Here is a 13,223-nt window from a genome sequence, read left to right on the forward strand (position 1 = left end):
TCGTTCAATCAGTCTATGCCACCGATGCGGTTAAAACGCACACCAGTAGGAATAAAGGAAGGCAGCACACTATCGCTACCACGTTCAAATTCAAAGCTGATCCAGATCCCGACCGCTTTACCCACTAAATTCGCTTCAGGAACAAAACCCCAATAACGACTGTCGGCACTGTTGTCACGATTATCGCCCATCACAAAGTAGTTACCTTCTGGTACAACCCATTCATTGTAACCTGGTCGTGGTTGGTACATAGATACACGATCAGCTCTCATAGGGTTAACCAAAATATCATGCGTAGTCTCTTTTGCTAACTGCTCAGTATATTGAACTAAGTTAGTACGTTCTTGCATGAATTCACTGTCTTTCATGTTCGTTAACGGGATGATATTACACTTGCTCTCGCCTTTTGGCTTAATACACAACTGTTTTGAAGAACTGTAAATAACAGTATCTCCTGGTTTGCCGACTACACGTTTAATATAGTCTATATTTGGTTGTGGTGGATATTTAAAAACAACAACATCACCACGCTCAGGCTTACCCGTCTCTACAAGTTGTGAACGCCAAACGGGATCTTTAATTCCATAAGAGAATTTTTCGACCAAGATAAAATCTCCGACTAAAAGCGTCGGCATCATCGAACCGGATGGGATCTGGAACGGCTCATAAATAAATGAGCGCAACACTAAAACAAGGCCAATCACTGGAAAAATAGAAACAGATTGCTCTATCCATGCAGGTTGTGGGGCAACTTTTGCGAGCGTTGCTTCATCAACTTGTCCATTCGCTTGCTCACGTGCTGCTGCAATTTTTAGTTTGCGCTTTGGTGCCCATACGAATTTATCAATAGCCCAAACAACACCCGTAAATAGTGTTACTAGAACTAATATAAGTGAAAAAGTGTTAGCCATTTCATTCCCTTAAGTTAAGTGTTGCAATAACAAAGAAAGCGAAGACCATTGATCATCGCTTTCTTTGAGCTGTAATAAAGTTTAATTTATATCACTCTGAATGCTCAGAAATAAAAAATTAATCTTTACCTACATGAAGAATCGCAAGGAAAGCTTCTTGAGGTAATTCAACATTACCAATCTGCTTCATACGTTTCTTACCTTCTTTTTGCTTCTTCAACAGTTTTTTCTTACGGCTGATATCACCACCGTAACATTTTGCGATTACGTTTTTACGCAATTGCTTCACTGTTGAACGCGCAATAATGTGAGCACCAATCGCCGCTTGAATAGCAATATCAAACATTTGACGAGGGATGAATTCTTTCATCTTCTCAACCAATAAACGACCTCGGCTTTGTGCATTCTCATGGTGAGTAATGATCGCTAATGCGTCAACTCTGTCACCATTGATTAATACATCTACACGTACCATGTTAGATACTTCATAACGTTGGAAGTTGTAATCCAGTGACGCGTAGCCACGAGAGGTTGACTTCAAACGGTCAAAGAAATCCAGAACAACTTCAGACATAGGTACATCGTACGTCAGTGCAACTTGGTTACCGTGATAAACCATATCAACTTGAATACCACGTTTTTCAACACATAGCGTAATTACATTACCTAAATACTCAGCTGGAACTAAAATATTACAACGAGCGATAGGTTCACGAATCTCTTCTAAGTCGTTTACAGCAGGCAGTTTTGATGGGCTATCTACATACAGTAAATTACCATTATTCAATACGACTTCATAAACTACTGTCGGTGCTGTTGTGATTAGATCAAGATCATATTCACGCTCTAAACGCTCTTGAATAATCTCCATGTGCAGCATTCCAAGGAAGCCACAACGGAAACCAAACCCAAGCGCTGCAGAACTTTCTGGTTCATAGAAAAGCGATGCATCATTTAGACTTAACTTGCCTAGTGCATCACGGAAGTTTTCGTAATCATCAGAAGATACTGGGAACAGACCTGCATATACCTGTGGTTTCACTTTTTTGAAACCTGGTAGACGTTCTTCACAACCGCCTTTAGCGTGGGTTAGCGTATCACCTACAGGTGCGCCTAGGATGTCTTTAATACCACAAACAACCCAGCCAACTTCACCGGTATTTAATCCATCTGTATCAATTTGTTTTGGTGTAAAGATACCAATGCGATCAATACCCCAAACTTGGCCTGTACTCATTACTTTGATTTTGTCATTTTTCTTAAGTGAGCCATGTTTAACTCGAACTAAAGAAACAACACCTAAGTAGTTATCAAACCATGAATCAATAATTAGGGCTTGTGTTGGTCCTTCAGGATCACCTTCTGGTGCCGGAATCGATTTAACGATAGTTTCAAGAACTTCATCAACACCTAAGCCTGTTTTTGCAGAACAACGCGTTGCTTCCATCGCGTCAATGCCTACGATTTCTTCAATTTCTTCTGCAACACGCTCTGGATCAGCCGCAGGTAAATCAATCTTATTTAAGATTGGAACTACTTCTAAATCCATTTCAATTGCGGTGTAACAGTTTGCTAAAGTCTGTGCTTCTACACCTTGACCTGCATCGACTACCAATAATGCGCCTTCACAAGCGGCAAGTGAACGCGATACTTCATAAGAGAAGTCAACGTGTCCTGGAGTATCGATGAAGTTTAGTTGATAGGTTTCACCATCTTTCGCCGTATAGTCTAGAGTAACACTCTGGGCTTTAATGGTAATACCACGTTCACGTTCTAGATCCATTGAATCAAGAACTTGTGCTGCCATTTCACGGTCTGACAGGCCACCACAAACTTGGATTAGGCGGTCAGATAGTGTTGATTTACCGTGATCGATATGGGCAATAATAGAAAAATTACGAATATGCTTCATGAATGACGTGACAAACTCAATTAGTTAATGGGATTGGATCGTGAGATCAAGTAATGGGATTCTACCCAATTTCATCGCAAGTCGCTATCTTATCCTGCAGCATTTACTGAGATAGTGTCAGAAATAGGCTCGCCAAGGATACGAACTAGGCTAACTTGTTGTTCTGTGTTCTGTTCAATCCGATGAGAAAGGCGTTTCGCAATAAAATATCCTCCCCACGCTGAAAGTGCAGATACGGCAATAGTCGTAATTTCACCAATACCTATTAATGGAGAGAGTAACCACTCCGAAAATAGAGCACCAAACAGAAGAAAAAATAATGGTACCAAATAAACAATAGTGGCAGATTGCAGTAAATTCTTTTCTGGCAATCCGATCTCAACCATTTGCCCTACTGTCAGTTTCTTATCTGTATGAAAAGCCCAATGATGAACTTTTCCCGGAAGCACTTTTGATACAATGCCAGTACCACAAGAATCTTTAGAGGAACAATGATTACAGCTACTCTTCTGCTGGCAGCCGACAACGACTATATTATCTTGGATTTCAAGTACCGTTGCTAATGCAGTCATCATTATAATTACTTCGCCTCACGATCTGTTTCTGATGCACTAAATATAATGGATTTAGCAATACGCTTTGCCGTTACCTCAGGAATATCTCCAACGACACTAATCTCATAGTCCCCTTGAACATAGCTATATAACGAACGTCGACCTTGTTGAATCGATTGCTCTTTATGGCTAAGTTTATCTGCTTCTGAAATATAGACCGAAAAATTAAATAAACCATCAGAATACATTTGGCTCTCAACTGAACGTTGATTCATAGCCAAACGATAGCGTTTAAAATCGCTTTCTTTAAAGCCATTTGGCACCCAACGGACACTCCACATCGCTTGGTCTTGCGTTGTCGGTAATGGCGATACAATTTTAGGTAACTCAACATCACCTAAACGTTGCTTCATATAATCTGAAATTTGATCATTGACGGTATATGATACTACGCGGTATTGCTCAATGATGTCCCCATCACGGCTTACCAAGTCAGTGCGTAATGGTAATTGACTACGCTCGTCAATCCATACAATATACGAGTAACGTGTTCCGTCCTTTGACACGATTCGAATCACTTGCGCAGGTGAACCCGCCTCCCTTGCCCTTCCCATTGATACAAAATCATAATATTGATTAAGAGGAACAATATCCTTATGTAACAAAGGAATAATTGGAGCAACAATGGACTCTGATTGGATTGAAAAAGGTTTACTGCCTTGCTCTAAATAAGAAATCTCATCATTACGGCGAATCACTTCACGCATCGAACCACTTAAATAAACCAAATGAGATAACGTCATCTTTTCAGTATGAGAATGGCGATACATATAAGGTTCAATGCTATTTTTCTTAACTAGAATATAAGAAAGTTCATAGTTTAACTTATGACTCGCCTCTCCCATTTGATGCAACAAAGCCTCAGCAGAAGGCGTTTCTTCGGCTGAGGCTGTTATTGGAAAGAAGCTGATCAAAGCGATAAAGCTGATCAGGATATGTTTCATTATTCTGCCAATGTTATATTTGTCTCTAATAAATTACGGTCAATAGAACCATCGTGAGCATTTAGACGAAGTTGTAATTCATAATCTTGCAGCATCGCATTAATACGTTTACGTTGCTCCATAATATCCGCCTCTGTTGATGTTTTCTTAACCAAAGAATCTCGAGTTAAGCTTACAGGCTCAGCCGTTCCACTAAATGGGATAGTGTCAAGAACCTGTATATCTCCACTTGATGGAATAATACTCGGATCTGCCCCATTATATTGCTGTACACCAACAATAACGACCAATGAAAAACATGCCGCCATCGCAACTTGGCTAAACTGTGTTAACCAACTTGGCAATGTTTTCTTTGCCTCATTAGGTGCCGGCTGCGAAGGCATAAAGTCCGTCACCGTATCATTCATTTGATGAACGGGTTCATCCTCAAGCGCAAGCGCAACACTAGCTGAAATATCCCACGCTTTAGTTTTTGGAGCTTCGCCTCTCATCACATCACCAATTAGATGGTAATGTTTCCAGGTTTCTGTATTTTCTTCACGCGATAATGATTCAATGAACGCATTGTCCATCTCTTCATTATCAATAAACGCAGAAATTTTTTCTTTATCAGTCATTGTCTTCACCGTTTGACCGTTGGAAAATAATTAACGCTGCATCAGCGGTTGGATCTTTTTCTCAACAACTTCACGAGCTCGGAAAATACGTGAACGAACCGTACCAACCGGACACTCCATTACAGCAGCAATATCTTCATAACTTAAGCCTTCCAGCTCTCGCAGTGTAATTGCTGTTTTTAAATCTTCAGGTAAACCATCAATTGTCGAAAATACAATTTGTCGTAATTCTTCAGTTAATGATAAATTTTCTGGATTAGTCACCTCTTTTAAGGCACTAGCTCCTTCATAATATTCAGCGTCTTCAGCATCAACATCCGATGCTGGTGGTCTGCGTCCTTGAGCAACAAGGTAGTTCTTTGCTGTATTCACTGCGATGCGATACAACCAGGTGTAAAAAGCACTGTCACCACGAAAAGTCGGTAACGCACGATACGCTTTAATAAACGCCTCTTGTGCGACATCAGGTACATCACCACTGTTTTTTACATAACGAGCAACAAGACTACATACTTTGTTTTGGTATTTAATTACCAAATGATTAAAGGCTTGCTTATCACCACGCTGAACACGCTCAATTAAAACTTGATCTGTTAACTGCTCACTCATTGGAGCGGGTACTCCCATGTTATTCTTCTTAGATGCGCATAAAGTTTAGATTACGCAAATAACTGACAGTAAATCAGCTATACCACGATTAACTTGAGCACTATGTATGAGTTTCTAATCTTTAGAAAGTTCCTTTATTATTACATTTTTTTATCAATTTAATAGTTCAATGATTGATTTAAGGATATTTTTACCTCGTTTTAACCTCTCACTTTCTATTTTTTATTCTTGATATTTAAGATTCCACCTCAAAATATGACGCTATTGTCTAGATTCTGATAAAATGATCGGATTATCACAGGAAAATGATGAATATATGAACATAACCAATGAACACAGTTGCGACGTTTTAGTCATAGGCAGTGGTGCTGCTGGTCTTTCACTTGCACTTAGAGTCGCACCACATGGAAAGGTGATCGTTTTAAGTAAAGGCCCTCGAAATGAAGGCTCTACCTACTACGCTCAGGGTGGCATCGCTGCCGTATTTGATGAAAGTGATACCGTAGAGTCTCATGTAGATGACACCCTTATTGCTGGCGCTCATATTTGCGATAAAGATGTTGTTACTTTTATTGCTGAAAATGCGAAGCACTGCGTTCAATGGTTGATCGATGGTGGTGTTCCTTTTGATCATGATGATGAAAAAGAAACGGATATTACCGACCCAAAATTTCACTTAACTCGCGAAGGTGGTCACAGTCACCGCCGTATTTTGCATGCCGCTGATGCTACGGGTAAAGCGATGCAAAACTCGCTGCAAAATAACGTCCTTAATCATCCTAACATCACCATATTTGAGCGTCATAATGCGCTGGATTTAATCACTGAAGATAAAATCGGCGGAGAAGCTGATAAAGTTGTTGGTGCTTATATTTGGAACCGTGATGCTGAGCATGTGGAAACCGTTCGCGCTAAATTTGTGGTTTTAGCAACAGGCGGCGCTTCTAAAGTTTACCAGTACACTTCTAATCCTGATGTCTCTTCAGGAGATGGGATTGCGATGGCTTGGCGTGCAGGTTGTCGTGTAGCAAACTTAGAGTTCAACCAATTTCACCCTACGTGCCTATTCCATCCAGATGCTCGCAATTTCCTAATGACAGAAGCACTTCGCGGTGAAGGCGCTTATCTACGTCGTCCAGATGGTACGCGTTTTATGCCTGACTTTGATGAGCGTGGTGAGCTTGCTCCTCGTGATGTCGTGGCTCGTGCTATCGACTTTGAAATGAAACGTTTAGGTGCTGATTGCATGTACTTAGACATTAGCCATAAACCAGAAGACTTTATTCACCACCACTTCCCTACCATTAATGAAAAACTGCTTTCATTTGGTATTGATATGACTAAAGAGCCTATCCCAATCGTACCTGCGGCTCACTATACCTGCGGTGGTGTTATGGTTGATAAACAAGGCCAAACAGATATTGATGGTTTATTTGCGATTGGTGAGGTGAGTTATACAGGCCTTCATGGCGCAAACCGTTTAGCGTCGAACTCTCTGTTAGAGTGCGTTGTTTATGCATGGTCTGCTGCAGAAAATATTATTAAAGACATCAATAACCGAGAGCTTCCGCCATCATTGCCTGCGTGGGATGAAAGCCAGGTTGAATGCTCTGATGAAGAAGTTGTGATTCAACACAACTGGCATGAATTGCGTTTATTTATGTGGGATTACATGGGAATTGTTCGTACTGATAAACGTTTAGAGCGCGCTCTTCGTCGTATTCAATTATTGAAGCAAGAAACCCATGATTACTATAGTAATTTCCGCGTGTCTAATAACTTGATCGAATTGCGAAATCTGCTTGATGTGTCTGAATTAATGGTACGCTGCGCGATGGAGCGTAAAGAAAGCTGTGGTTTACATTACACGCTAGATTACCCTGAAGCACTTGAAGAATCAGGTCCTACCATTCTAACGCCTAAAAGCTTCAACTAATCATCTCTTTAAATACCACACTCTACGTATTGCTAGGGTGTGGTCTATCTTAAAAGCACACTGAACTGATGCTGTTCATTTATCCCCATCGAATCCTGAAATAGATAAAAATACTGCCCTACATAATCATTATGCGCATGAATAATGATTATATTTTTACTCACCCAAAAAACACGCGTAACAATCCAATCTCGATGATCATCAGAAGGCTTTCTTACAAACGTATAATGGCCTTGTCGTTCTAGTAATTGATGGTAAATAGAAGTGATATGTTGATGTATAAAATAAAACAGAAGGGGGATCAAAGGAAACAGAATGACATCCATCAATACCATCACCCACCCGATGCAAAAATAACAACCATGCAATGTAAGGTAGGCGATAGATGAAAAGTTAAGAGTGACCTTAACGGAGCTTACTGAGGTTATGCTCAACGATCTTATCAATCATAGATGCATGAGCAAGATTATCGCTGCGTCCGTGCCCCATGATCCATGTAAATAAATCAGGATCATCACACTCTAATAATGAAACAAAGTGTTGCTGTTCAGCTTCTGTTAGCTCCTCAAAACATTCGTCAAAAAATGGCATCACTACCACATCTAATTCCAGCATTCCACGACGGCAAGCCCACTTTACTCGTGCTTTCTCTTCGACACTATACATACTGTACCTAGTTTAAAAATAGAAATAACTCACTGGAGTCTACCAGTCTCTTTCTACGACAACCATGATCTAAAGTCACAAGATGAAGAAGATGAGACATAAAACTACTTGTTTCTTTTTACTGACATTTAAAATGCAGACATTTACTATAAGGGAAATAACCTAACCAAATAAGAATGTAATGATGAGCACTTTATTCCCTGTATTATCCATTAAAAAAGACGCTACCTTACCAAGCTTTGCTATTTCAGAATTGAATAATTGGGCATTAATTACCATGGTGGGTAACGATAAAAAATCCTATCTACATGGCCAAATTACTTGTGATGTCGTGGCGTTAGCTCAAGATGAGATAACGTTTGGTGGCCACTGTGATGCTAAAGGTAAGTTATGGAGTATCTTTCAACTTTTCCATCACAACGAAGGTTATGCCTTATTTCAACGTAAAAGTGCAATTGAAACTGAATTAACTGAAATCAAAAAATATTCAGTATTCTCTAAAGTTGATATCGCGGTATCTGACGATGTATTACTTGGCTTTACTGGACAAGAAGCAGAAGACTGGATTAATAAAAATACAGATTCACAGAGCTCTGTTCGTACTTCTCTATTTGGTACTTTTGCGAAAACAGGTGAGTCACAATGGTTATTAGTAACAACAAATGAACATAAAGAAGCCCTGCTATCATCATTAACTCAAGCCACCTTATGTGATGAATCATTGTGGGAGCTTTATACCATTCAACAAGCTCTTCCTCTGCTTGATAAGGCACTCGTTAATGAGCATATTCCTCAAGCAATGAACTTACAGGCTATTGGTGGAATTAGCTTTAAAAAAGGCTGTTACACCGGTCAAGAAACAGTCGCAAGAGCTAAGTATCGAGGTATAAATAAACGAGCAATGTATCTTGTTTCAGGTCAATCAGAACAAGTTCCAGTTGCTGGTGATGCCATTGAGCGTAGTGTGGGTGACAACTGGCGTAAAGGCGGAACGATTGTTTCTGCTTTCCGTCACGAAGATGGTTATACCCTTGCCTTAGCTATTCTTCCAAATGATCTTGATGACGATACTCAATTCAAGCTTCAAGAGTCTATTTGGGAGAAAATGTCCCTTCCATACTCTCTTGATGACGAATAAAACGATTATTTTCGTATCAAAAATAAGATTAATTTGCACTATTGCATTTTATTATTGATCTTAAACGCAGATCTCAGCCAATAAACATGCATTGTTATTTATTTTTTATGAATAAGTAGCAAGTTAATTGTTCTTTAGCTATCTTTACTGTGTTCTTTTTACAAAAGAACGCATAAATTGTTTAACTCCAAACAATTTATTCCAATATATCTATATGTTGGAAATGCATCTGTGACTGTTTGCCCGAATTTATTCGGGCTTTTTTTTATCTTAATCCGTTAATGGGTAGTATTTAATATTAGATAAAGATCAAATTTAAGAACATAAAAATACAAAAACTGACTTCATCATCACCCTATCCTACATTTGTAACACAACCTTCATCTGTTCTGATTTATACTATTGCAAAAGCACATAAAGCGCTTTGTTGTATTAATCACTAAAGGATAATGTGATGCGGTTTTTTAAGCACTATGCACCAAGCATGATTGCTAAACATATCAGTCGACTATTTAACGGAAAGATTCATATTCATGGTATTGGAGAGTTTAGATTTGAGGCGGGGAAATTAATTATCCCTTCTCAAGCGGAACGTGAACACTATCGAATGATAAAAGAGATTAACTTGGAAGTAGCTCGATTACGACTTTCTTACTAGACCCATATGTAAAATCGATACAAATAAAAAAGGTAGCTAACGCTACCTTTTTTATATCTATAACAATGTAAATTATGCTTTATTCTGAGCTATTTTTGGTAATCGGCCAGATACTCCTAATGCTCGTTTTAAGCATTCATCTTTAACAGGGGTGACTTCATTCGTCAGATACATACCGATCCCTCTAACTAACTTTTTAATCGGATTAGAACCTGAAAACAATTCTTTAAATCCCTGCATTGAGGCAATCATCTGTGCCGCTTCTGTTTTTCTCCAACGTTCAAAAGGACGTAGATTCGTTTTTAGCCCGATATCTTTGCCTTCTTGATGCAACTCATTAATAGTCTCAGCCAACGCTGCAGCATCCGCTAAACCTAGATTCACACCTTGCCCAGCTAATGGATGAATGGTGTGCGCCGCATCACCAACAAGTACAACGCGCTCTTTAACGAAATCTTTGGCATAGCGCATTTTTAAAGGAAATGCTTGTCGCTCACCTTCAACTTTACATAAACCTAATTGATTATCAAATGCGGCGGTTAACTGTTTATTAAACTCTTCTTCTGGCATTGAAACTAAATTCTCTGCATGAAGAGGATCTAATGACCAGACTATTGAGTTTAAATTATCTTCACCTAATGGAAGGAAAGCTAATGGTCCTTCCGGTCTAAATATTTGGCGGGCTGTTTTATCATGAGACTCTACGGTTCTAATATTGGCAACTAACGCACTGTGCCCGTAATCCCAATGAGTCAGAGGGATATCAACCTGCTGGCGTAGCCATGAATTAGCACCATCAGCACCAACAACAAGCTTAGCGGTAACCGCTTTCCCTGATTCTAAATTAAGCCACGCTTCGCTTTCACCAAACATAATATTATGGCAACGCTCTGGTGCTAATAGCGTTACGTTTTCTTGTTTTGAGACTTTCTCAAGTAGTGAAAGTTGAATAACTCGATTTTCAACAATATGTCCTAAATTACGCTGAGCTATCTGCTCTGCTTCAAATTCAATACGAGCAAAACTGTCTTGTTCCCATACCTTCATTGAAGAATAAGGAGAAGCTCTTCGAGCAACAATCCCTTGCCATGCGCCAACATGCTCTAAAATATTTTCACTTGCTCGGCTAATCGCAGAAACTCGCACATCCGGTAAATTGGCCAACTCAGTGTCAGGTAATTTACTTTCAATGATGGCGATTCGTAATCCACTATTTTCTAATGCAGCAGCAACAGTCAAACCAACCATGCCACCACCAATAATCGCAATATCTACACTTTGCATCATAATTATCTATTCACTCTGCCCATAGCTCGTAATGTTAAGGGCTTTAAAAAAGCACGGAAAGTATCAACAGCACACAAACTTACATTTCTTCCTATAATCATGGGAAACGCATTATTTGCAAAAATAGAGATCAGCCCCGCTGTCATGCCTATTGTTTGTTGCTGATCAGGTTGGCGACGTTTTTGATACGCTGAAAGTACAGCATATTCACCAACATCACGACCTAACTGATTGGCTTGAGAGATACATTCAGCTAAAGAAAAAACATCTCTAATGCCCAGATTAAAACCTTGTCCCGCAATCGGGTGAAGCGTTTGAGCGGCATTACCTACGGCAGCAAAACGATGCGATACATGCTGCGTTTGACGACGTAACCATAGTGGGTAATGAGCACGCTTACCTGCTTTAATCAACTGACCTAAACGCCATCCAAAAGCACGCTGCAGATGCTCTAAAAACACAGCATCATCATAAGCTAGTATCTGTTGTGACTCTTCAGGGCTTACGCACCAAACTAAAGAGCTGCGTCCTTTGGACATAGGAAGTAAAGCTAATGGCCCGTGCTCAGTAAAACGTTCAAATGCTTTACCTTGAGGATGAATATTGGTCGTGATATTTGCAATAATCGCAACTTGCTGAAAATCATCATTCTGACTCTCAATATTCATACTCTTACACGTTTTAGATTCCGCGCCATCAGCCGCAATCACTAATGATGTAGAAATCACCTCGCCCGTAGATAACGTTAAGGTAGATACTGCTATTTCGCGTTCGATATGAACGACGGAGGCTGGACAAAGCAGCTCAATATTTTTAGAACTGGCTAATTTTTGATGATAAAAACGACCAACATCAGCTAACTCAACAACATAGCCTAGACCATCAACATTAAGCTCTTTAGAGGTTAATTCTGTTAATCCCATATGCTGCCGATCTGACACATGAATATGATGAATGGCCGTTGAAAATGATTCCATCTCTGACCAAAGACCAATATCTTGTAATAATTGAGCAGTGCCATTTGATAAGGCAATACTTCTTGAGTCATAACCTGGATGTTGATCCAAGTTTGGCTCTAACGCTTCAATTACCGCTATCGATAATGTCTCTTGATTCATTTTTTCCAAAGCTAAAGCCAAAGTTGCCCCAGCCATTGCTCCACCCACGATCACTACATCATAATGTGTCATAGCATTACCCATTAATGTACTGTTTTCGATGCGTCTTTATGTACTTTCTGCCCTAACTCGGCATGAATGGTTAATACACAAATACGAACATGCTCTAATACTTGTTCAAATAAGTTTTCTTGCTCTTCAAGATCATCATCTTCATCAATACCTAAGCGTGCAATCTCTTCTAAATCTAAAAGGGCTTCTTTAAGTGAATCAGAGGCGTTATCCATTTTTAGACCGACTAACCCAAGCCCTGAAATGAAGTGATTAACCCACTCACTTAACCCATCTGCGCGATTCATTAGCGTTTCTTTTTCATCAGGAATTAATAGTGATAACGCTATTTTTTCCGACATCAGTTCTTCCACTGTTGATTGGAAAGCCTGAGTACCAACTTGAATAGCACTGTCTGGCCATCCCATCCCATCGTTAGTGTAGTCATAAATGAGCGGTTTCCAGCTTTGATCGTCTAACGATAATCCACCGCTGATCATTCCTGTCAGTAAGCCATGTAATTCTGATGGCGTAACAGCCAGTCCGCTGTCTTTTAGAACTGACTCTACAGCCAGGAATTCAGGTATTTTAATTTCGCTCATAATTAGACGATCTCTGTATTTATAATTGATAGCGCAATGCTACCACTTTGAGCATACTCAGAAAACTCACTATCTCTCGCAATTGCGTATCTTTTCATCATATTGTTGTTTTATTAAGAATATAGTTAACCACTATCAACAAAGATAAGGGAAATGCTTG

At 39.6% G+C, this 13,223-nt stretch carries 13 protein-coding genes; 3 read left to right on the plus strand and 10 right to left on the minus strand.

The genetic code is table 11. The features are described from left to right. Positions 1-8: 8 nt before the first annotated feature. From lepB to rpoE, 6 genes are all read right to left on the minus strand, one after another. Positions 9-911 carry a signal peptidase I gene (gene lepB, locus PVK62_RS09890; protein WP_274444139.1) on the minus strand — a complete coding sequence of 301 codons (903 nt, stop codon included), beginning with the start codon at positions 909-911 and terminating at the stop codon, positions 9-11. Positions 912-1,029: 118 nt separating this feature from the next. Then, positions 1,030-2,823: a translation elongation factor 4 gene (gene lepA / locus PVK62_RS09895; protein ID WP_274444137.1), complete on the minus strand. Its 1,794-nt coding sequence runs from the start codon at positions 2,821-2,823 to the stop codon at positions 1,030-1,032. A gap of 89 nt (positions 2,824-2,912) precedes the next feature. Beyond that, positions 2,913-3,398, minus strand: coding sequence for a SoxR reducing system RseC family protein (locus PVK62_RS09900; protein ID WP_274444136.1), 486 nt, complete (start codon positions 3,396-3,398; stop codon positions 2,913-2,915). A 5-nt stretch (positions 3,399-3,403) separates the two neighbouring features. Continuing rightward, entirely contained in the window at positions 3,404-4,381 is a 978-nt protein-coding gene (rseB, locus tag PVK62_RS09905) for a sigma-E factor regulatory protein RseB (protein WP_274444135.1), read from the minus strand. Continuing rightward, a complete protein-coding gene (locus PVK62_RS09910) occupies positions 4,381-4,998 on the minus strand; it encodes an RseA family anti-sigma factor (RefSeq protein WP_274444134.1) in 618 nt (205 codons plus the stop codon). The genes rseB and PVK62_RS09910 overlap by 1 nt, the downstream gene beginning before the upstream one ends. Positions 4,999-5,028: 30 nt before the next feature. Further along, complete coding sequence (gene rpoE / locus PVK62_RS09915; protein ID WP_274444197.1) at positions 5,029-5,607, minus strand: RNA polymerase sigma factor RpoE; 579 nt, start codon at positions 5,605-5,607, stop codon at positions 5,029-5,031. Between the two features lie 316 nt (positions 5,608-5,923). On the opposite strand from rpoE, the gene nadB reads away from it, so the two are divergent. After that, positions 5,924-7,543: an L-aspartate oxidase gene (gene nadB, locus PVK62_RS09920; protein ID WP_274444133.1), complete on the plus strand. Its 1,620-nt coding sequence runs from the start codon at positions 5,924-5,926 to the stop codon at positions 7,541-7,543. A 405-nt stretch (positions 7,544-7,948) separates the two neighbouring features. Here nadB and PVK62_RS09925 read toward each other — a convergent pair whose 3' ends face one another. Beyond that, positions 7,949-8,209: an FAD assembly factor SdhE gene (locus tag PVK62_RS09925; RefSeq protein WP_274444132.1), complete on the minus strand. Its 261-nt coding sequence runs from the start codon at positions 8,207-8,209 to the stop codon at positions 7,949-7,951. Between the two features lie 181 nt (positions 8,210-8,390). On the opposite strand from PVK62_RS09925, the gene ygfZ reads away from it, so the two are divergent. Next, positions 8,391-9,347, plus strand: a complete 957-nt coding sequence (ygfZ, locus tag PVK62_RS09930) for a tRNA-modifying protein YgfZ (protein WP_274444131.1) — start codon at positions 8,391-8,393, stop codon at positions 9,345-9,347. A 454-nt stretch (positions 9,348-9,801) separates the two neighbouring features. Next, positions 9,802-10,005, plus strand: a complete 204-nt coding sequence (locus PVK62_RS09935; protein ID WP_274444130.1) for a DUF1107 domain-containing protein — start codon at positions 9,802-9,804, stop codon at positions 10,003-10,005. Positions 10,006-10,077: 72 nt separating this feature from the next. On the opposite strand, the gene PVK62_RS09940 is transcribed toward PVK62_RS09935, so the two are convergent. From PVK62_RS09940 to PVK62_RS09950, 3 genes are read right to left on the minus strand one after another with little or no spacing between them, the layout of a single operon-like run. Beyond that, the gene (locus PVK62_RS09940) at positions 10,078-11,292 is read right to left on the minus strand and encodes an FAD-dependent 2-octaprenylphenol hydroxylase (RefSeq protein ID WP_274444129.1); all 1,215 of its coding nucleotides are present in this window, start codon (positions 11,290-11,292) and stop codon (positions 10,078-10,080) included. 2 nt (positions 11,293-11,294) lie between these two features. Then, entirely contained in the window at positions 11,295-12,482 is a 1,188-nt protein-coding gene (ubiH, locus tag PVK62_RS09945) for a 2-octaprenyl-6-methoxyphenyl hydroxylase (RefSeq protein ID WP_274444128.1), read from the minus strand. Between the two features lie 11 nt (positions 12,483-12,493). Further along, positions 12,494-13,063 carry a YecA/YgfB family protein gene (locus PVK62_RS09950; RefSeq protein ID WP_274444127.1) on the minus strand — a complete coding sequence of 190 codons (570 nt, stop codon included), beginning with the start codon at positions 13,061-13,063 and terminating at the stop codon, positions 12,494-12,496. Between the last annotated feature and the right edge of the window lie 160 nt (positions 13,064-13,223).

The organism is Aliivibrio sp. S3MY1 (assembly GCF_028765575.1).
Lineage (GTDB): Bacteria > Pseudomonadota > Gammaproteobacteria > Enterobacterales > Vibrionaceae > Aliivibrio.

What these genes read in the sequence shown, in the direction of transcription:
- lepB (WP_274444139.1), bottom strand. Translation starts at nt 911, where the DNA reads ATGGCTAACACTTTTTCACTTATATTAGTTCTAGTAACACTATTTACG.
- rseB (WP_274444135.1), bottom strand. Translation starts at nt 4,381, where the DNA reads ATGAAACATATCCTGATCAGCTTTATCGCTTTGATCAGCTTCTTTCCA.
- PVK62_RS09950 (WP_274444127.1), bottom strand. Translation starts at nt 13,063, where the DNA reads ATGAGCGAAATTAAAATACCTGAATTCCTGGCTGTAGAGTCAGTTCTA.
- PVK62_RS09900 (WP_274444136.1), bottom strand. Translation starts at nt 3,398, where the DNA reads ATGATGACTGCATTAGCAACGGTACTTGAAATCCAAGATAATATAGTC.
- PVK62_RS09940 (WP_274444129.1), bottom strand. Translation starts at nt 11,292, where the DNA reads ATGATGCAAAGTGTAGATATTGCGATTATTGGTGGTGGCATGGTTGGT.
- lepA (WP_274444137.1), bottom strand. Translation starts at nt 2,823, where the DNA reads ATGAAGCATATTCGTAATTTTTCTATTATTGCCCATATCGATCACGGT.
- nadB (WP_274444133.1), top strand. Translation starts at nt 5,924, where the DNA reads ATGAACATAACCAATGAACACAGTTGCGACGTTTTAGTCATAGGCAGT.
- PVK62_RS09935 (WP_274444130.1), top strand. Translation starts at nt 9,802, where the DNA reads ATGCGGTTTTTTAAGCACTATGCACCAAGCATGATTGCTAAACATATC.
- ubiH (WP_274444128.1), bottom strand. Translation starts at nt 12,482, where the DNA reads ATGACACATTATGATGTAGTGATCGTGGGTGGAGCAATGGCTGGGGCA.
- ygfZ (WP_274444131.1), top strand. Translation starts at nt 8,391, where the DNA reads ATGATGAGCACTTTATTCCCTGTATTATCCATTAAAAAAGACGCTACC.
- PVK62_RS09925 (WP_274444132.1), bottom strand. Translation starts at nt 8,209, where the DNA reads ATGTATAGTGTCGAAGAGAAAGCACGAGTAAAGTGGGCTTGCCGTCGT.
- PVK62_RS09910 (WP_274444134.1), bottom strand. Translation starts at nt 4,998, where the DNA reads ATGACTGATAAAGAAAAAATTTCTGCGTTTATTGATAATGAAGAGATG.
- rpoE (WP_274444197.1), bottom strand. Translation starts at nt 5,607, where the DNA reads ATGAGTGAGCAGTTAACAGATCAAGTTTTAATTGAGCGTGTTCAGCGT.